Annotated in this window: 23 protein-coding genes and 1 tRNA gene; 10 read left to right on the top strand and 14 right to left on the bottom strand. The window is 65.2% G+C overall.

Going from position 1 to position 16,659, the window contains the following annotated elements; translation table 11 throughout:
- Positions 1-5 precede the first annotated feature (5 nt).
- The 6 genes from HY058_19110 to HY058_19135 form a co-directional block, all read right to left on the bottom strand.
- The gene (locus HY058_19110; protein MBI3499409.1) at positions 6-944 is read right to left on the bottom strand and encodes an electron transfer flavoprotein subunit alpha/FixB family protein; all 939 of its coding nucleotides are present in this window, start codon (positions 942-944) and stop codon (positions 6-8) included.
- Entirely contained in the window at positions 941-1,693 is a 753-nt protein-coding gene (locus HY058_19115) for an electron transfer flavoprotein subunit beta/FixA family protein (GenBank protein MBI3499410.1), read from the bottom strand. Before HY058_19115 ends, HY058_19110 begins: the two co-directional genes overlap by 4 nt.
- 83 nt (positions 1,694-1,776) lie before the next feature.
- Complete coding sequence (locus tag HY058_19120; GenBank protein MBI3499411.1) at positions 1,777-2,331, bottom strand: cob(I)yrinic acid a,c-diamide adenosyltransferase; 555 nt, start codon at positions 2,329-2,331, stop codon at positions 1,777-1,779.
- A gap of 17 nt (positions 2,332-2,348) precedes the next feature.
- Positions 2,349-2,543, bottom strand: coding sequence for a twin transmembrane helix small protein (locus HY058_19125; GenBank protein MBI3499412.1), 195 nt, complete (start codon positions 2,541-2,543; stop codon positions 2,349-2,351).
- 76 nt (positions 2,544-2,619) lie between these two features.
- Positions 2,620-2,892, bottom strand: coding sequence for a barstar family protein (locus tag HY058_19130; GenBank protein MBI3499413.1), 273 nt, complete (start codon positions 2,890-2,892; stop codon positions 2,620-2,622).
- Positions 2,889-3,263 carry a ribonuclease gene (locus HY058_19135; GenBank protein MBI3499414.1) on the bottom strand — a complete coding sequence of 125 codons (375 nt, stop codon included), beginning with the start codon at positions 3,261-3,263 and terminating at the stop codon, positions 2,889-2,891. Before HY058_19135 ends, HY058_19130 begins: the two co-directional genes overlap by 4 nt.
- A gap of 124 nt (positions 3,264-3,387) precedes the next feature.
- Between HY058_19135 and HY058_19140 the strand changes: the two genes are divergently transcribed.
- The 3 genes from HY058_19140 to HY058_19150 all read left to right on the top strand — a co-directional run bounded on the left by HY058_19140 (position 3,388) and on the right by HY058_19150 (position 5,513).
- Positions 3,388-4,035 (top strand): J domain-containing protein, encoded by a 648-nt coding sequence (locus tag HY058_19140; GenBank protein ID MBI3499415.1) that lies wholly within the window; start codon positions 3,388-3,390, stop codon positions 4,033-4,035.
- Positions 4,036-4,439: 404 nt separating this feature from the next.
- On the top strand, positions 4,440-4,649 hold the full coding sequence (locus HY058_19145) for a hypothetical protein (GenBank protein MBI3499416.1): 210 nt from the start codon (positions 4,440-4,442) through the stop codon (positions 4,647-4,649).
- Positions 4,650-4,652: 3 nt separating this feature from the next.
- Positions 4,653-5,513 carry a DUF4743 domain-containing protein gene (locus HY058_19150; protein MBI3499417.1) on the top strand — a complete coding sequence of 287 codons (861 nt, stop codon included), beginning with the start codon at positions 4,653-4,655 and terminating at the stop codon, positions 5,511-5,513.
- Between the two features lie 274 nt (positions 5,514-5,787).
- On the opposite strand, the gene HY058_19155 is transcribed toward HY058_19150, so the two are convergent.
- Complete coding sequence (locus HY058_19155) at positions 5,788-6,216, bottom strand: lipocalin-like domain-containing protein (GenBank protein MBI3499418.1); 429 nt, start codon at positions 6,214-6,216, stop codon at positions 5,788-5,790.
- Between the two features lie 29 nt (positions 6,217-6,245).
- Positions 6,246-7,091 (bottom strand): tRNA glutamyl-Q(34) synthetase GluQRS, encoded by an 846-nt coding sequence (gluQRS, locus tag HY058_19160; protein MBI3499419.1) that lies wholly within the window; start codon positions 7,089-7,091, stop codon positions 6,246-6,248.
- A gap of 91 nt (positions 7,092-7,182) precedes the next feature.
- Between gluQRS and HY058_19165 the strand changes: the two genes are divergently transcribed.
- Positions 7,183-7,851, top strand: coding sequence for a prolyl oligopeptidase family serine peptidase (locus tag HY058_19165; protein MBI3499420.1), 669 nt, complete (start codon positions 7,183-7,185; stop codon positions 7,849-7,851).
- 111 nt (positions 7,852-7,962) lie between these two features.
- Entirely contained in the window at positions 7,963-8,526 is a 564-nt protein-coding gene (locus HY058_19170) for an HNH endonuclease (GenBank protein ID MBI3499421.1), read from the top strand.
- A 168-nt stretch (positions 8,527-8,694) separates the two neighbouring features.
- Here the strand turns inward: HY058_19170 and HY058_19175 are convergent, their stop codons facing one another.
- From HY058_19175 to HY058_19190, 4 genes are all read right to left on the bottom strand, one after another.
- A complete protein-coding gene (locus HY058_19175) occupies positions 8,695-9,282 on the bottom strand; it encodes a demethoxyubiquinone hydroxylase family protein (protein MBI3499422.1) in 588 nt (195 codons plus the stop codon).
- The gene (locus HY058_19180) at positions 9,275-9,796 is read right to left on the bottom strand and encodes a disulfide bond formation protein B (protein MBI3499423.1); all 522 of its coding nucleotides are present in this window, start codon (positions 9,794-9,796) and stop codon (positions 9,275-9,277) included. Before HY058_19180 ends, HY058_19175 begins: the two co-directional genes overlap by 8 nt.
- Positions 9,797-9,816: 20 nt before the next feature.
- Positions 9,817-10,398 carry a DedA family protein gene (locus HY058_19185; protein MBI3499424.1) on the bottom strand — a complete coding sequence of 194 codons (582 nt, stop codon included), beginning with the start codon at positions 10,396-10,398 and terminating at the stop codon, positions 9,817-9,819.
- Between the two features lie 76 nt (positions 10,399-10,474).
- Positions 10,475-11,506: a LysR family transcriptional regulator gene (locus HY058_19190; GenBank protein MBI3499425.1), complete on the bottom strand. Its 1,032-nt coding sequence runs from the start codon at positions 11,504-11,506 to the stop codon at positions 10,475-10,477.
- Positions 11,507-11,734: 228 nt separating this feature from the next.
- Between HY058_19190 and HY058_19195 the strand changes: the two genes are divergently transcribed.
- The 5 genes from HY058_19195 to HY058_19215 all read left to right on the top strand — a co-directional run bounded on the left by HY058_19195 (position 11,735) and on the right by HY058_19215 (position 14,649).
- The gene (locus tag HY058_19195) at positions 11,735-11,935 is read left to right on the top strand and encodes a glutathione S-transferase N-terminal domain-containing protein (protein MBI3499426.1); all 201 of its coding nucleotides are present in this window, start codon (positions 11,735-11,737) and stop codon (positions 11,933-11,935) included.
- On the top strand, positions 11,913-12,770 hold the full coding sequence (locus tag HY058_19200) for a cupin domain-containing protein (protein ID MBI3499427.1): 858 nt from the start codon (positions 11,913-11,915) through the stop codon (positions 12,768-12,770). Before HY058_19195 ends, HY058_19200 begins: the two co-directional genes overlap by 23 nt.
- 95 nt (positions 12,771-12,865) lie before the next feature.
- Positions 12,866-14,062: an MFS transporter gene (locus HY058_19205; protein ID MBI3499428.1), complete on the top strand. Its 1,197-nt coding sequence runs from the start codon at positions 12,866-12,868 to the stop codon at positions 14,060-14,062.
- 89 nt (positions 14,063-14,151) lie between these two features.
- A tRNA-Leu gene (locus tag HY058_19210) sits at positions 14,152-14,237 on the top strand.
- A 217-nt stretch (positions 14,238-14,454) separates the two neighbouring features.
- Entirely contained in the window at positions 14,455-14,649 is a 195-nt protein-coding gene (locus HY058_19215; protein MBI3499429.1) for a hypothetical protein, read from the top strand.
- A gap of 615 nt (positions 14,650-15,264) precedes the next feature.
- On the opposite strand, the gene HY058_19220 is transcribed toward HY058_19215, so the two are convergent.
- On the bottom strand, positions 15,265-15,942 hold the full coding sequence (locus HY058_19220; protein MBI3499430.1) for an amino acid ABC transporter permease: 678 nt from the start codon (positions 15,940-15,942) through the stop codon (positions 15,265-15,267).
- 6 nt (positions 15,943-15,948) lie between these two features.
- Complete coding sequence (locus HY058_19225) at positions 15,949-16,650, bottom strand: amino acid ABC transporter permease (protein MBI3499431.1); 702 nt, start codon at positions 16,648-16,650, stop codon at positions 15,949-15,951.
- Positions 16,651-16,659 lie beyond the last annotated feature (9 nt).

Here is a 16,659-nt window from a genome sequence, read left to right on the forward strand (position 1 = left end):
GAGGCTCAGCGCTTGTCCAGTTCTGCCGTCAGCTCCGGCACGAGCTTGAAGAGATCGCCGACGAGGCCGTAATCGGCCACCTGGAAGATCGGCGCTTCTTCATCCTTGTTGATGGCGACGATCACCTTGCTGTCCTTCATGCCCGCCAGATGCTGGATGGCGCCGGAGATGCCGACGGCGATGTAGAGATCGGGGGCGACGATCTTGCCGGTCTGGCCGACCTGGTAGTCGTTGGGCACAAAGCCGGCATCGACGGCGGCGCGGGACGCGCCGACCGCCGCACCGAGCTTGTCGGCGACCGCTTCCAAGAGCTTGAAATTCTCGCCGTTCTGCATGCCGCGGCCGCCGGAGATGACGATGCGGGCGCTGGTGAGCTCCGGGCGCTCGGATTTGGAGAGCTCGCTCCTGAGGAAGCTCGACAGCTTGGCATCGCCCTTGGGCTCACCGGCCTCAATCGGGGCCGAGCCGCCGGTCGCTTGTGCCGGATCGAAGCCCGTGGTCCTGACCGTGATCACCTTGACCGGATCGGCCGACTGCACGGTCGCCAGGGCGTTGCCGGCATAAATCGGCCTGATGAAGGTATCGGGCGAGACCACCTCGATGATCTCGGAAATCTGCGCCACATCCAGCAGTGCTGCCGTCCGCGGCATCACGTTCTTGCCCGAGGTGGTGGCGGGCGCCAAGAGATGGCTGCGTCCCGGCGCCAACGCCACCAGGAGATTGGCGAGGGTCTCCGCCATGGGATGGGCGTATTCGCTCGAATCCACCATCAGCACCTTGGCCACGCCGGCGATCTTCGCTGCCGCCTCGGCGGCCGGCTTGCAGTTCTGGCCGGCGACCAGCACCTCGACCGGCAGGCCGATCTTGGTCGCCGCGGTCACCGCATTGAGCGTTGCCGGCTTGAGCGTGGCGTTGTCGTGTTCGGCCAGCACCAGCACGGTCATGGGATCACCTTCGCTTCCTGCCTGAGCTTGGCCACGAGCTCGGCCACGCTCGCGACCTTGGCGCCGGCCTTGCGCTTCGGCGGCTCGTCCACCTTGAGGGTCTTCAGCCTGGGCTTCGGGTCGACGCCGAGCGCTTCCGGGGTCAGCTGCTCGATCGGCTTCTTCTTCGCCTTCATGATGTTGGGAAGCGAGGCATAGCGCGGCTCGTTCAGGCGGAGATCGGTGGTGATCACCGCCGGCAGCACCAAGGAGACCGTCTCCAGCCCGCCATCGACCTCGCGGGTGACCTCGAGCTTGCCATCGCCGAGCACGAGCTTGGAGGCGAAGGTTCCCTGCGCCCAGCCGAGGAGGGCTGCCAGCATCTGTCCGGTTTGGTTGCAATCGTCGTCGATCGCCTGCTTGCCGAGAATGACGAGACCGGGCTGTTCCTTGGCGACCACCGCTTTCAACAGCTTGGCCACGGCAAGCGGCTGCAGCCCGGCATCGGTCAAGACATGGATGCCGCGGTCGGCACCCATGGCAAGCGCGGTGCGGATCGTCTCCTGGCATTGCTGGATGCCGAGCGAGACGGCGATCACCTCGGCGGCCTTGCCGGCTTCCTTGAGGCGCAGGGCCTCCTCGACCCCGATCTCGTCGAACGGGTTCATCGACATCTTGACGTTGGCGGTCTCGACGCCGGTCTTGTCGGCCTTGACCCGGACCTTGACGTTGAAATCGACGACCCGCTTGACGGCGACGAGTATCTTCATCGCTTCCTCAATGAAACCGGCATTTGATGATTGGCGGTTTCTTTAGGGGAGGGCTATCTGCAAGTCAAGCCAGCCGGCCGTACCTAGCCGTTCTGGCCGGGAACCCAGAGCACGTCCTTGCCGCCATCTTCGTTCACGTGCCGGGACAGGACGAAGAGATGGTCGGACAAGCGGTTTGCGTATTTGATCGCTTCCGGGTTCACGCTCTGGGTCTCGGCGAGCAGGGTCATCATCCGCTCGGCCCGGCGCACAACGGTGCGCGCCAGATGCAGATAGGCGGCACTCGGCGTCCCGCCCGGGAGCACGAAGGAGGTGAGCGGGGCGAGCTTGGCGTTCATCCGATCGATCTCGGCTTCGAGCCGCTTTACCTGGGCGGCGTTGATGCGAAGCGCCGCTTGGGCGGTTTCCGGACGACAGAGATCGGCGCCCAAATCGAAGAGATCGTTCTGGATGCGGGTCAGCATCTGATCCACATCGCCCTTGACGTAGAGCCGGGCCACGCCGAGGACGGCATTGGCCTCGTCCACGGTGCCGTAGGCGGCCACGCGCGGATCGTGCTTGGCGACGCGCTCGCCGTCGCCAAGCGAGGTTTGCCCCTGATCGCCGCCACGGGTGTAGATGCGCGTGAGCCGGACCATCGCCCCCGAGGCCTGGGCTAGCGGCTGAGCAGCATGAAGAGCGCGAAGAGCGCGATCGCCAAGGCCTGCAAGAGCACGCGCCAGCGCATCAGCTTGTTGCTGCGCTGGGCATGGTCGGGGCCGCCCCGGGCCATGCCGATGACGCCGGCGAACAGCACGCCCAAGGTGGCGACCATGGCAAGCCCGACGGCGATGGCAAAGAAGGTGTTCATGGCTATTCATATAGCCCTGCGGAGGGGATGGAACCATCGCCTCATGGAAAAATGGCGGCTCCTTCGATTTCGCCCCTCAATCGATCTCAAGGGTGACGTCGGCGCGCCGGGCTTCGAGCTGGCGCAGGAGGTCCGCCAAGCGGTCATAGTCGCCGCCCATGGCCGTCCGGGAAGCAGCACCCCGACGCCAGACGATCAGCAGCGGCCCGGCCACGTCGGTCGACAGCGCGTCCCAAAGCGCATCGAGATTGCGGCCGAAATGGCCGGGCAAGGCGAGGTCCCGGGCGAGCCGGTCATAGGCTTCACCCAGCGAGCGAATGCCGGAGAGATCGGCTTGCCGCCTGCTCATTGCGGCACTTCGTGGAAGCTCTGATAGTGGTCGACGGTGATCCAGCGCCTGCCGTTGGAGGCCACGATCAATCGCTTGGCGTTGCGCGGGCCGCCACGATAGTCGAGGTCGGCCTCGATGTAGCGGAGCCCGCCGGGCAGCAGCCGCTCCCGGTTGGCGAAGCCGTCGCCGCCGATGCTCTTGCCTGGCGCCTTCCGCCAGAGATCCTGGCCGGGTTTCCATCCCGTTGCCTCGGCTTCGCCCTTGGTGAGATAGCGAGAGGGCAACCGTCCGGTGCGGTCCAGGGTCTCCATGGTCTGGACGAAGGCATCGGTATCCAGAATGCCGAATTGGCGGGCGAAGTCCTGCAGGCGCTCGGCACTTGCCGCCATCCCGGCGGCGCCCAGCGCCAGCCACAGCAAGAGGGCCAGCAACAGACGCAAGGTCGGCTTGGGCTGGACCCGATCGCGGCGCATGGTTAGAGACTGCGAGCTTCGCCCTCTTGAGACAAGGTCAATGCCGGCGCCGAAGAGCAAAACCTACCCCGAGAGCAAAACCTACACGGTCGCCTGCCCGAGCCGGTTCCGCGATCGGGTGAACGCGCTCGCCCGGCGCCGGGGCGTCAGCGTCGCCGATTTGGCCCGCGCCGTCCTCTTGACCCTGCCGGAGGAGGCGCTGGCGGGTCTCCCCGATCCAGGCGAGCCCGGCCAAGGGGACCGCGAGGAGGTCCGGCTCAAATCCGGTCCGGGCGAGGGGCGCCGGCTCCGGCGCAAACCGCGCCTGCAGCTCCGCCTGGAGCCGGGCCATGGGACGGGCGAGCTCCGGCGCGCCTTGGCGCTGGCCCTGGATCTGGCCGAGGGCAGGTTTCGAATCCGCCTCGAAGCCGGAGAGACGCCGTCCGACGGCATCGATCCGGCGGAGGAGATCCGCCGGCTCAAGGGCATGGTCGGAACCCTGGCGTTCCAGCCGCTCGCCCGCGGCATCGCCAACCGCGAGGAGGCGCTCCATGTCCTGGGCTTCCCACCCGGCGCCAGGCCCGATGCCAAGCTCATGAAGGCGCGGTTCCGCGCCTTGGCCCAGATCCTTCACCCCGACAGCGCCACCGGCGACCATCTGCGCATGAGCCAGCTCAACGCCGCGATCCGAATGTTGACGCGGGCATAGCGGGCATGCCCCCACCCCAGCCCGCCCCACCTGGGGGTGGAATTTGGGAGGGGGTGAGGATCACCCCCTCCCCGACCCTCCCCGGGACGCATGGGGGAGGGGGCAGGAGGCGCAGCTCGACTCCCTCCCTCGCCGGAGGCGGGGGAGGGCGGGGGTGGGGGCATTCCGGCGGACCCTGTTGATGTCTTGGGCGTTCTCGCGTAATATTATTTCCATGGCAATGAGCCTCCGGATGGTTGGGCGAATTAGCGCCCCGGTCCTCGTCGAGGATCGGGTCGTCGCTATTCGTCCCCTCACATCCCGTCCGGAGTCTTCGTGCCATGTCGTCCGCCCTCCTCCCCTCGTCTGAACCCAACCACCTCCCTTATTGTTATTGCGTGGAGGCCCATGCCGAGCCCTCGGTCGTGGCCCGCGTGCTCGAGCACTTCGTCAAGCGCGGGCTGATGCCGACACGGCTGATGGCCGCCCTCGGCGGGCCGGATCGGGAGGAATTGGTGATCGAGATCCAGGTCGTGGGATTGGAACGCGAGACCGCCGAGCACATCGCCCGCGCGCTGGGCCAGCTCGCCTATGTCGAGCGCGTGCTGTTCACCCGCGCCCACCAGGCACGCTGAGAGTTGGCATTCCTCGATCACGTCAGGCGCTGCACCAGGCACGATCCCAAGGCCTTCCGGCCCTGGCTGATCGATGGCGGCGTCGCCGGCTATGTCCGGCTGGCGGTGGCCGAGATTCTGGCGGAACGGTGCGATCTCTTCGCGCTTGGCGGCAAGGCTCGCCTCAGCCTGGCGGCGAAGGGTTTCGAGGCCCGCTCAGCCGCCTTGGCCGAGGCCGCCCTGATGTTGCGGCAAGCCGGATTCGTGCGGCGCATCACCGGCGAGATGTATCGGGTCGAGACCGGCGGCGAGGCGCTGGCAAAGGTGGATCGCGGCGCCATTTGCGCGCTTGGTGTGCGGGCCCGCGGGGTGCATTTGAGCGGCATCGTCGAGAAGCAGGGCGGCGTCCATCTCTGGGTCGGGCGGCGCTCGCCGACGAAGGAGACCTTTCCGGGCGAGCTCGACAACATCGTCGCCGGCGGCCAGCCATTCGGCCTCTCCTTGCGGGCGAACCTCATCAAGGAATGCGAGGAGGAGGCGAGCATCCCGGCGGCGCTGGCACGTCTGGCGCGGCCGGTCGGCGCCATCACCTATGCGACGGACACCGAGCCCGGCATGGTCGATCAGGGCCTCAGGCGCGACGTGCTCTATTGCTACGATCTGGCGCTGCCGGAGGATTTCACGCCCAAGCCCAATGACGGCGAGACCGCCGAATACCGGCTCCTGCCGATCGCCGAGGTGGCGGCGATCGTCGAGCGCGGCCCCGCGTTCAAGTTCAACTGCGCGCTCGTCGTCATCGACCTCCTGATCCGGCGCGGCATCATTCCTCCCGAGCACCCGGATTATCTGGCCTTGGTGCGCGGCCTCAGGTCCGACACGCTGTAGCCCCGCTCTAGCCCGCATTTCTCAAACCTATCGGGGCAGCGACGTGGCTCATGCGGTCACAGGCTAGGAAAGGCGCGAAGAGCGATGCCACGCATCGGTCGAGCGCCTTGACGACGTCCTGTGACCGCAGGAGCCCGTCCCTTCGGGTCGCGTTTAGCGGGTCGCCCGACGTCGTCGCGAACCTCGGCCGTAGCTGGGCTACGCCCTTCGGTCCGCTCCTTGCGGGCGACCCGCCAAACGCGACGCTGCTCCCGATAGGTTTGAGAAATGCGGGCTAGGCCCGCCGCCAGGTGAGCTCGGCGATGCCCGATTGGCCCTTGCGGGTCATCGGCGGCGTCCGGAGCTTCAAGAGCTCGCCTTCGAAGCGAAAGAAGCGCCGCTGCTCGCTGCCGACCATGTTCGGATAGACCGCCAGCTCCACCGAATGCACGACGCTGTCGCCGTCGAGCCGATAGCGCCCGCAATAGCTGTGGCAGGTGGACATCGCCTTGTGGCACTCCGCTTCGCTCCCGCCCAAGGGGTCGTTGCCGGCGAATTTCTCGCGACCGGGCGCCATCAATGTGCCGAACATGTAGCCGTCGGAGGTGTAGGTGAGCAGCCCGATCGGGTTCGGCCCCATCGGCTCGTGCCGCGTGCCCGCGCCGTCGTCCAATATCCAGCTCACCAAGCGCCAGGTGCCCATGAAATCCATTGCCCTCGCCATTCTGAGACGCCCTCCAATCGGTGTTGCTCTCAATCGAAACCCGCCATGCGGCGCACCGCCGCCGGATCATGCCCGTCCAGGCGCAGCTGAGCCAGAGTGGGCGCGCGGTCGCGCTTGGCGAAGCGACGGCCGTCGCGATCCGTCAGGAGACGGTGATGGAAATACGCCGGCGTCGGCAGGCCGAGGAGCGCCTGCAGGAGCCGATGCACATGGGTCGCCTCGAAGAGATCGAGGCCGCGGGTGACCAGGCTCACACCCTGGATCGCATCGTCGAGGGTGACGGCGAGATGGTAGCTCGTCGGCGTTTCCTTGCGCGCCAGCACCACATCGCCGAAGCGTTTGGGATCGAGCGCCTGGGTGCCGCGCTCGCGGTCGTGCCAGCTCAAGGCGCCGAGCATGGAAGCGGCCCGCGCGGCATCCAGCCTGATCGCGAACGGGTGCCCCGCGGCTTGGCGTTCTTCGCGCTCGGCCAGGCTCAAGCTTCGGCAAGTGCCGGGATAGAGCGGGCCGTCGGGCCCATGGGGGGCCGCCCCGGAGCGAAGGATCTCGGCGCCGATGTGGCTCCGCGTGCAGAAGCAGGGATAGAGGAGCTGGCGCCTGGCCAAGCGATCGAGGGCGGCTCGATAGTCGTCCATGTGCTGGGATTGCCGGCGCACCCGGCCGTCCCAGTCGAGCCCGAGCCAGGTGAGATCCTCGAGGATCCCGTCGGTGAATTCCGCCCGGCAGCGGCTTTGGTCGATGTCTTCGATGCGCAGCAGGAACCGCCCGCCCGTCGACCGCGCTTGCCGCCAGGCGACCAGCGCTGCATGGGCATGGCCCAGATGCAATCGCCCGGTCGGGCTCGGCGCGAAGCGGGTAACGACGGCTTGGCTCACGCCGGAGCGGATGGCAGGCGTGACACCCCGGCGCCATATCGGCTAGGACTACCGCCCCCATAGAGGATCATCGGCCTTGCAGAATCCCTTCGTGCTTACCGGTCCGCGGCTGCCTCCCGCATCCGGCGGCAAGCCCAAGCACCTCGTCATCCTGCTACACGGGCTCGGCTCCGACGGCAACGACTTGATCGGGCTGGCACCCTATTGGGCGCCGCTGTTGCCGGACACCGCCTTCGTCTCGCCCAACGCGCCCTTTCCCTGCGACATGGCGCCCTATGGCTATCAGTGGTTCAGCTTCCTCGACCGCTCGCCCAATCGCATCCAGGCCGGCGTGCAAGCCGCGGCACCCATCCTCGACGGCTTCATCGACCAAGAGCTCGGCGAGGCCGGTCTTGCGGAGAACGATCTGGCGCTGGTGGGATTCTCCCAGGGTGCCATGATGGCCCTCTACGTGGCGCTCCGCCGGGCCCGACCGGTCGCCCAGGTGCTGGGCTATTCCGGCCGCATCATCGGTGCCGAGCGCTTGGCCGAGGAGATCCGCTCGCGCCCGCCGGTGCAGCTGGTCCATGGCGAGGCCGACGAGGTGGTGCCGTTCGAGTCCCTGGCGCATGCGGCGGCATCCCTCAAAGCCGCCGGCGTGCCGGTGGAGACCCTGGCGCGGCCACGCCTCGGTCACTCCATCGACGAGGCCGGGCTCAAGCGGGGCGGCGAGCGTCTCGTGGCCGCCTTCAGCAGTCACAAAGCCTTAACCGGGAAATAGCCCCCCAGATATTGTGTTCTTTTCGCCCATCGGCTATCAAGGAATGGTCGTTGCGGTGCGCTCAGCCGCGCCGCGCCTTGGTAATTCGGGTAGGTTGGTGAGCGCGAACTCTTGTCCCTATCGCTTGAAAACTGTCCGGCCCTGGTCCTGAACGCGGACTTCCGTCCGCTCAGCTACTTTCCGCTTTCGCTCTGGTCCTGGCAGGATGCGGTCAAGGCCGTGTTCTTGGGTCGCGTCAACATCGTCTCGGAATATGAGCGCACGGTGCGTTCGCCCAATTTCGAGATGCGCCTGCCCAGCGTGATCGCGCTCAAGGACTACATCTCCTCGGCAAGGCGCCCGGCCTTCACCCGGTTCAACGTGTTCCTGCGCGATTGCTTCGCCTGCCAGTTCTGCGGCGACAACTATCCCACACCGGAGCTGACCTTCGATCATCTGGTGCCGCGCTCGCGCGGCGGCCGCACCACCTGGACCAACGTGGTCACCGCCTGTGCGGGCTGCAACCTGATGAAGGGCAACCGGCTTCCCAGGGAAGCGAAGATGTTCCCGTTGGAGGAGCCGGTGCAGCCGACCGTCTACGAGCTGCAGGAGAACGGCAGGGCGTTTCCGCCGAACTTCCTGCATGAGAGCTGGCGCGACTTCCTCTATTGGGACGCCGAGTTGGAAAGCAGCTAGCCGGCGAAATTTCACGCCCCTTCGACGAGCTCAGGAGGGCGCGGAGAACGACACAGAGCGCGCAGACTTCCGATTTCCGCCGCGGCGAAGCGCGGCATTGAGATTTTACCCTCCGCGATCTCTGCGACTTCTCAGCGCTCTCAGCGGTTCACCGCTTCTCCCGTGCCTCTACAGCCGTTCCGAAAGCCAGATTGCGGTGCGGCTGCCGAGCTTGATCGCTTGCGTCAACAGATCGTAGCCGGTGGCGGTCTCGCCGCCGGCGGCAACCGCGATCTCCTTGTGCTCGAGCTCTTGCCGGCGGAAACGGTCGATGGTCTGGCGGAGCGGAGCCTCGTCCTCGCCCAGCCGATCGATCTGGCCCCGATAGTGCTCGTCGATCACCTCTTCGACGGCGATGGTGCAGGCCATCGCCGCGCGCTGGCCCAAGAGCGCCGTGGCCGCTCCCAGCGCGTAGCCGGCCACATGCCAGAGCGGCTGCAGCAAGGTTGGCCGCACCCGCCGCTGGACCATGAGCCGCTCGAACTCCGCCAGGTGCTCTTCCTCCTGGCGGGCCATGTGCTGGAGCGACGGTGCGGCGGGCGAGCGTGCGAGGATGGCGAGCTGGCCCTCATAGATGCGCTTGGCGCCGTATTCGCCGGCATGGTCGACGCGGATGATGCGCTCGATGAGCTGGCGGCCCGAGAGGTCGCCCGGCAGCCGGCCTTCGCCGGTGCGCTCGGTCGCGGGCGGGCCTAGGGGCGGCTCCTTCCTAGTCATGGCCGAAGAGCCGCTTGGCGCCGAGACCGGCGAAGGCCGTCAATCCCAGCGACACCAGCACATTGAACCCGGCCATGGAGACCCCGAACAGGGACCAGGCGACCTCGTCGCAGCGCACCACCGGCTGGGCCAGGAGCTGCGCTTTCAGCTGCGCGGCGCTGGCGGCGGCCGGGAGCGTGGTGCCGCATTCCGCCGTGCCCGCCCACCAATGCTGCTCGACCCCGACATGGAAGAGGGCGATGGCAGCACCGGCGAGGAAGCCCACTCCGGCGAGGCCCACCAGAGCCGCGCTCGCCCGCCGTCCGCCCGGCATGCGCATAGCCGCCAGCGCCAGGACCGACAGCGCGATCGCGATCCAATAGGGGTAGCGCTGATACAGGCAGAGCACGCAAGGCTGCAGCCCGCCCACATATTGCGAGGCGAGTGCGGTGCCGAGCACCAGCGCGCTCGCCGCCAGCACCAGCGAAGGGACCGCCCGGGGCGGCAAGGCATCGAGCTCTGAGAGGAATTTCATGGGCATCAGACTATAGCCGGTCAAAGGAGGAAACGGACGAGCACAAAGCCGCCGACGAGGAAGAGGGCGAAGACGCTCGTGACCCACACCATCCGCTCTTCGATGAAGCGGCGGATCGGCGGCCCGAACCACCACAAGAGCGCCGTCAGCGGATAAAAGCGGAGTGCCCGGGAGATGAGCGAGGCGGCCGCGAAGGACAAGAGGTCGAACTCAGCCGCGCCGCTGGCGATGGTCACCAGCTTATAGGGGATCGGCGTCATCCCCTTGATGACGATGATCCACCAGCCATAGCGGTTGAACAGCTCCTGGAATTCCAGGATGCGCGGGCCGTAGCCGTAGAATTCCAGGATCGGCCGGCCGATCGCATCGAACAGATAGTAGCCGACGGCATAGCCGAGGAACCCGCCGAGAACCGAGGCAAGCGTGCAGAGGAAGGCATACCACCAGGCCCGCTCGCGCCGGGCCAATACCATCGGGATCAACAGCACGTCGGGCGGTATCGGGAAGACCGAGCTTTCGACGAAGGAGACGAACGCCAGGGCCTCGGTCGCCCGGGAATGGCCGGCGAGGGCGAGGATGCGGTCGTAGAGTTTTCGCAGCATGGGGATGCGGGTCTAGCAGGTGAGACGACCCGAAGTGAAGGGCTTATGACTCTGGTCGGCCCGGAAGGCGGCTCGACTACGATCCGCACCGATTGCCGGCAAGCACGTCCGCCTGCTCGGCAAACAGCACCTTGATCCAATCGATGACCGCGCGCACGCAAGGGGCACGTCGCAAATCGCGGTGGACGATCATCCAGTAGGTGGCGGCAAGCTCGGGGATCGGCGAGGTCAGCCGCTCCAGCAGGGGATGGCCGTCGCCGATATAGCAAGGTATTACGCCGCGACCGGTGCCGGCGCGGATGGCCTCCACATGCATCAGCAGCGTTGAGGCGCGCAGCGCCACCGGCATTCCGGTCTCTTCCACCTGTCGCTGGACCCAGCGCGCAGGCTCGTGCGACTGCCCCTGCGACTGCTCCTCGGTATAGGCCACCCAGGCATCAGTGTCCTCGCCGCGGCGCCGGTAAACCGCGACGGCGAAGGTCCCGAGTTTGACGACATAATAGTTGCCGCTTTCCGGCGGCTGGTGACGCAAGGCCAGATCGGCCTCGCGTCGCACGAGGTTCGCCGGCTGCAGAGACTGGACAAACTCCAAGGTGATGCCGGAGGGCAGCGGCGTTGCCGTCGCTCCCGACAAGCACCGCGCCAGAAATCCGGCGGCGCACTCGCCGGTCGATACCCGCACCGTGCCGCTCAGCATCGGCGAGACCGCCGCGCGCCGCCGCTCAAGCGCCAGCATCGCCCGCTCGGCGTCTTCAGCCGCGCCGAGGAGTTGCTCACCGGCAGCGTTGAGGCGCCCCCCTTCGGGCAGCCGGTCGAACAAGGGCTGACCGTCGAAACCGGCCTCGAACGCGGCCAGTCGGCGCGCGATGGTCGGTTGGCTCAACCCGAGCGCCCGCCCAGCAGCACGCATTGAGCCCTCGCGGGCAACGGCAAGAAACACCCGCACTCCGTCCCAGTCCATGGTTCCGCGGCTCGATGGCGGCCGCTGCGTTGCCGGCTCATGCCGCGGCTCGTCCTCGGCGATCGCCAAACCCTCTGGTGCAGCCATGCCCTGTCCCTTCCTCGCGAAGCGGAACGTTCCGACTTCGTACCAGGAAATCGGCGCCACGAAAACGTTCCAGTGGTCTCCAAAAACGGCGATCACTGCAATTAAATTGCGGCGCTACGCTCCCTCACCGCGGTGCAGCATCCATTAAAAAGCGGAGGAAGACATGGAACGCAAAACGCCCACTATCATCGATCTCAACGCCGAAGCCGAAGCTCACGATGCTCCGCGGCGCCAAGGCGGGTGTCGCGCGCCTCTGAGCCAACCCAAACCGCTTTGACGAGCCAACCGATGATCAAGGTGTGGGGACGGATGACATCGACCAACGTCCAGAAGGTTATGTGGTGCATCGACGAACTCGGCGTGGCGCACGAGCACATCGACATTCCGCACGGGCGCGCCAAAGAGGAGCCGGCCTATCTCGCCATGAATCCGAACGGCCTGGCGCCGACGATCGAGGAAGACGGCTATGGAGAAGGAAATGGGAAATAGAACGCCTGGCATCATCGATCTCACCGCGGAACTTGCGAAGCTGACCATGTTCCGTGGACTGACACCGCAAACAAAGAGGGCGGAGCGCCGGGGCAGTGGGACGCAACTGGGCCCTTATCGCGACGGTATCCTCATCGCCGGTAAGTCCGCAGGGACAAGTCATTGGGAAACACATCCCGACGACGAGCTAGTTCACGTTCTCGACGGTACGAAGACCCTGGAAATTGTCTGCGATGACGGGCCGCCCAAGTCCTTCGTGCTTCGCGCCGGAATGATCGCCGTCGTTCCGCGGGGTGCGTGGCACCGCTTTCAATCGTCGGAGGGCGGAACGACCTGGAGCGCGACGCTTCCCGGCGACCACATTGAGCTCGATGTCAACGACCCTCGGACGGTAGAGCCGAAGAAAGTAATAACAACCGGAACGCCCAGCATCATCGATCTCAACCAAGAAGTCGCGAAGCTGAAGATGTTCCGACGGGCCCCCAATTCGACGGCGGCGGATCGCGAAGGAAGCGTCGCACAATTGGCTTCCTACCGCGACGGCCTCCTTTTGGCCATCAAGTCTTCGGGGAAGGATCATTGGGAACGTCATCTCACCGGCGACGAGCTGGTTCACATCCTCGACGGCACTGCAACCCTGGACATCGTGTGCGATGACGGACCGCCGAAGTCATTCGAGCTTCGCACCGGAATGATCGCCGTCATTCCGCAGGGTGCGTGGCACCGCCTTCTCTCTTCGCAGGGTGCCACGCAAATGGCCGTGACGCCTTTTCCCGGCGAGCATATCGAGCTCGATGTCGACGACCCGCGCACGGTCGAGCGCAAGCCGGCCTGAGCAAATGGCCATGACGGTCGAGCGAGCTCTCGTCGCGGCCGAAAAGCGGAGCGGTTGGCGATGAACACGCTGAACATCGTTGTACGGTCGAACCCGTGAAGAAGAACATCAAGCTCCTCTACGGCTTCTCCTTCTTCGATCAGTTCATGATCGTGATCCCCCTGCTCGTCCCCTATCTCGCGACGAAGGGTATCGGCATGGGGCAGTTCATGGAGCTGCAAGCCGTGTTCGCGCTGGTGATCGTCTGCGGCCAGATGCCGACCGGCCTGCTTTCGGACGTGTGGGGAAGGAAGAAGACGCTGCTGCTGGGCTCGATCCTGAAGGCGGCCAGCTTTTCGCTCCTTCCGCTGTGGGACACTTATGAGGGTTTCCTCCTCTACCACCTCACCATGGGGATCGCCCTCAGCATGATCTCAGGCGGCGATGTGGCGTTCGTCTATGAATCGTATCTCGCGGCGGGCGGCGAGAAGTCCCGGGGAACAGCCGTTCTCGGGAACGCCAAGCTCGCCGCGCAAATCGGAACGACGGTGAGCGCGCTCATCGGTGGCGCGGTCGTCATCCTGTCCTATGGGCATCTCTTGTGGGCGAACGCGGTGCTGAGCTGGATCCCGGTCATCCTCGTGCTCGGCCTCGCCGAGCCGCAAGCGGGCCCGGCCCGGGGGAAGATACGGGCGGAAGCGCTCAAGACGATGCTCTCGACCACGCTGGTGCGGGACGCCGCGATACGGCTCGTGCTCCTCAATATGGTCGCCTGGGGAACCGGCGGGCTGGTGATGTTCTGGGTGAACCAGAAATACTGGCAGGAGAGCGGCGTGCCGCTCGCCTATTTCGGAGTCCTGTTGGCTGGCTACGGTCTCATCCTCGGCCTCGCCGGGAGATCCGCCGCTCTTCTGCAGGCAAGGTACGGAAGGCGACGATTGCTGGCCGCGGTCGGCGTGTTGCCCATCGTCGCGTATTTCGCCATGGCATCCTTCTTCGGCTGGGGCGGGATCTTGGCCGGGGCCGTGGGCCAGGTCGGCCGGGGCCTGGGCGAGGTGCTCTTCCTCAATGCGCTCAACGAGAGGATTTCTTCCGCGTTCCGCGCGACCGTGATCTCCATGGCGCAAATGGGCATCCGCGGCGCGTTCTTTCTCCTCGGCCCCCTCGTGGGCTATGGGATCGACGGCTGGGGCCTACCGTCCGTCTTGTCGGCGCTGGGCATCCTGTTCTCGATCGCCCTTGTATTTCTGCTCCTGCCGCTCATCCTGCGGGAACCCGCTCCGAGCCCGGCCGGCTCGACTAAAGACGCGTGACCACCGGAAGCGGATCCCGCGAGGGCTCCCCGTGGACGCATTTCGAAGTTGCCGTCCCGCGGTATTCCGGGCTAATCCCAGGGCGCGTTGCCCCTGTGGCGGAATGGTAGACGCGGCAGACTCAAAATCTGTTGCCCGCAAGGGCGTGCTGGTTCAAGTCCGGCCAGGGGCACCAACCATTCCAATGTCTTAACTTCGACACTCCGGAATCGAATCCGTCGAGCGATCGCGCCAGGTAGCAAATAGGTAGCAGGCGACATAGCAGCGGATGGGGTTATTCGAAGGACAAAGCGTTTCAGCAAACTCTTCCTGCACGTCGAAGGGCCTTGACCCATTTGTCGCTCGGCTCCACATCATCACCAGCCGAGAGGGCGCTCACAAAGGAGCTCACAATGAGCAAGCGCACTTCTCGAATCGATCGTTCGTCGGAGGCATCTGAGCAGGCTCGCCCAACCGGGGAACAATACGCAGGCGTAATCACCGCGGTGATCTACGCTACTCGCATTCTGAGTCCCGTCGCCGCATCATTGTCGTTGGGTGTTGTTGTTGCTGGAGTTGTGTATGACCTGCTTTCCGGCAACGAGTGAGAGCTGATGATCGAGACGCCACATTGGTTGTTTCGACCCCCCCTTGGGGGTCCGTTAGCCCTCTCGGCCATCTCTCTCGCATAAGGGCCGGTTACATCTTCGCTGGCGCCTCAGTCCTTGAACCTCGTCCTAGAGTCTGATCCGGTTGGAAGGAATTGCCTGAGGCCCCTCGCCCGCTTCGCGGGCGAGGGGTTAAGGACGATGCGGGTTCAATGGCTGATCCCACCTCATCGGATCAGACTCTAGTTTCCGTCGAGCTTCGGCGATCCGAGGTTTTCCATCGTCGGTCTTCGGGCCCGTGCTCAATCCACCATGCAACCGATAGCGCCAGGCTCCCCGCTTCGTCCGGATCGCCATCCATCTGCACGGCGTCCCACGGCGCGTGCGAGCCCCGCAGAAGCGTTTCAGCCGCATTGTCCAACTTGTACTTCGCACGAAACGGGGGGGGGCCGTCAGATTTCGAGACAACACGCCGCTCCGCTCGGGGAAAATGAACACTTGCGCGGGCTCCCGATCGGCGCCGATCGGGAGCCCGGCAGATCGCCAATTTTAATCGCTGAGACAATGCTTTGGTCCGGCGCTTTGGCGGGGTCCCGGTTCCATGCTTATTCACAGTCAGGTCGAATTCAAACCGAAGCGGCGGCGTTGAAAATCGGCTAATGCCTTGCCCGCCGTGGACACCAGAAACACGAGTCCAATGTAGATCGCGGCCGTTGCGGTCAAGACCTCGATCGGTTCGTACCAGATGTTGACCAGCTTCATGGCCTGGAGCATCAAATCCGGCACTGTAATGACCGACACCAGGGTCGATGACTTCACGATGACCGTGAACTGGTTGACGATCGAGGGCGCCACGGTCAGCAGAGTCTCCGGCAGGACGATCCGTTGAAAGACCTGGAATGGCGACATGCCGACGGAATAACCGGCTTCCCGGTGGCCGCGCGGCACGGCCTCGATTCCGGCGCGGAAGGTCTCGGCCAGATAACCGCTCGATTGCAGTCCAAGCGCCACCCACCCCGCGGTGAAGAAGCTGTTGGGCCAGCCGAACAGCTCAGGCCAGACGTAGTTGACCCACATGAGCTGCACGAAGATCGGTGTCGCGCGAAAAAACTCGATCAGCGCCATGGCTGCCGGTCGTAGCGGCCGGACATGAAGACGAACCAGGCACAGCACCAACCCGCCGACGATCGCCATGAAAAAGGCGATGGCGCAGACCTCGACCGTGACAGCCAACCCTTGCAACAGAAGGCCGCGTTGATTCCAGACCAGGCGTTCCCAGTTGCTCATCGCCATGCACTCTCAGGCATAGACCTTGTTGCGCCAACGCTCGGACAGCCCGCGGACGCTCCCGGCAACGACGTAAATGACTGCGAAATAGGTCACCGCCGCGCCGGTATAGAGCGGCAGCGGCCGCATTTCTTGCTGCGTCACCATCGAGACCTGATACATCAAGTCGGGTACAGCGATCAGCGACACGATCGTCGTTGCCTTGAACAGCGATACGAATTGATTGACCGCTTCGGGCAGCATGCGGCGGACCACTTGCGGCAATATGATCCGGCACAGGATCGTAGACTCGCCCATGCCGCAGGCACGCCCGGCATCGAGATGGCCTTGGGGGATCGATTGGATGCCGGCACGGAACGTCTCCGCGAAATAGCCGCTGTAGACGAAGCCAAGCGCGATCACAGCCGACACAAAGGGCGAAAACTCGATGCGCTGGCCGATTAATTTGCCCAGCAGCAACGGCAGAACGAAATGCACCCAGATGACCATGATGTAGTCGGGCGCATTGCGGAATACCTCGACATGCAGGGTCCCGATCCAGCGGAACGGCCAGGCGCGATTGACCCTGAGCAGCGCCGCCGCCAGTCCGACGATCAACGCCACGGTGGCCGCGGCAAAGAAGACATAAGCATTGAAGGCCAGGCCGCGCAGCAGGACCAGGCGATATTCCCAGAACAGCGCCGGATTGAGAGCGTCGATGAGTGCTTCTGACAATTCGGGGTT

The organism is Pseudomonadota bacterium (assembly GCA_016195085.1).
In the GTDB taxonomy this organism is placed as follows: domain Bacteria; phylum Pseudomonadota; class Alphaproteobacteria; order SHVZ01; family SHVZ01; genus JACQAG01.

Bases quoted from the DNA above. Each gene is read 5' to 3' on its own strand.
- HY058_19115 (MBI3499410.1), bottom strand. From the start codon at position 1,693: ATGAAGATACTCGTCGCCGTCAAGCGGGTCGTCGATTTCAACGTCAAG.
- HY058_19185 (MBI3499424.1), bottom strand. From the start codon at position 10,398: ATGCTGCGAAAACTCTACGACCGCATCCTCGCCCTCGCCGGCCATTCC.
- HY058_19215 (MBI3499429.1), top strand. From the start codon at position 14,455: ATGAGCAAGCGCACTTCTCGAATCGATCGTTCGTCGGAGGCATCTGAG.
- HY058_19155 (MBI3499418.1), bottom strand. From the start codon at position 6,216: ATGGCGAGGGCAATGGATTTCATGGGCACCTGGCGCTTGGTGAGCTGG.
- HY058_19110 (MBI3499409.1), bottom strand. From the start codon at position 944: ATGACCGTGCTGGTGCTGGCCGAACACGACAACGCCACGCTCAAGCCG.
- HY058_19120 (MBI3499411.1), bottom strand. From the start codon at position 2,331: ATGGTCCGGCTCACGCGCATCTACACCCGTGGCGGCGATCAGGGGCAA.
- HY058_19200 (MBI3499427.1), top strand. From the start codon at position 11,913: ATGGAGAAGGAAATGGGAAATAGAACGCCTGGCATCATCGATCTCACC.
- HY058_19135 (MBI3499414.1), bottom strand. From the start codon at position 3,263: ATGGCGGCAAGTGCCGAGCGCCTGCAGGACTTCGCCCGCCAATTCGGC.
- HY058_19180 (MBI3499423.1), bottom strand. From the start codon at position 9,796: ATGAAATTCCTCTCAGAGCTCGATGCCTTGCCGCCCCGGGCGGTCCCT.
- HY058_19175 (MBI3499422.1), bottom strand. From the start codon at position 9,282: ATGACTAGGAAGGAGCCGCCCCTAGGCCCGCCCGCGACCGAGCGCACC.
- HY058_19195 (MBI3499426.1), top strand. From the start codon at position 11,735: ATGATCAAGGTGTGGGGACGGATGACATCGACCAACGTCCAGAAGGTT.
- HY058_19125 (MBI3499412.1), bottom strand. From the start codon at position 2,543: ATGAACACCTTCTTTGCCATCGCCGTCGGGCTTGCCATGGTCGCCACC.
- HY058_19220 (MBI3499430.1), bottom strand. From the start codon at position 15,942: ATGGCGATGAGCAACTGGGAACGCCTGGTCTGGAATCAACGCGGCCTT.
- HY058_19130 (MBI3499413.1), bottom strand. From the start codon at position 2,892: ATGAGCAGGCGGCAAGCCGATCTCTCCGGCATTCGCTCGCTGGGTGAA.
- HY058_19140 (MBI3499415.1), top strand. From the start codon at position 3,388: ATGCCGGCGCCGAAGAGCAAAACCTACCCCGAGAGCAAAACCTACACG.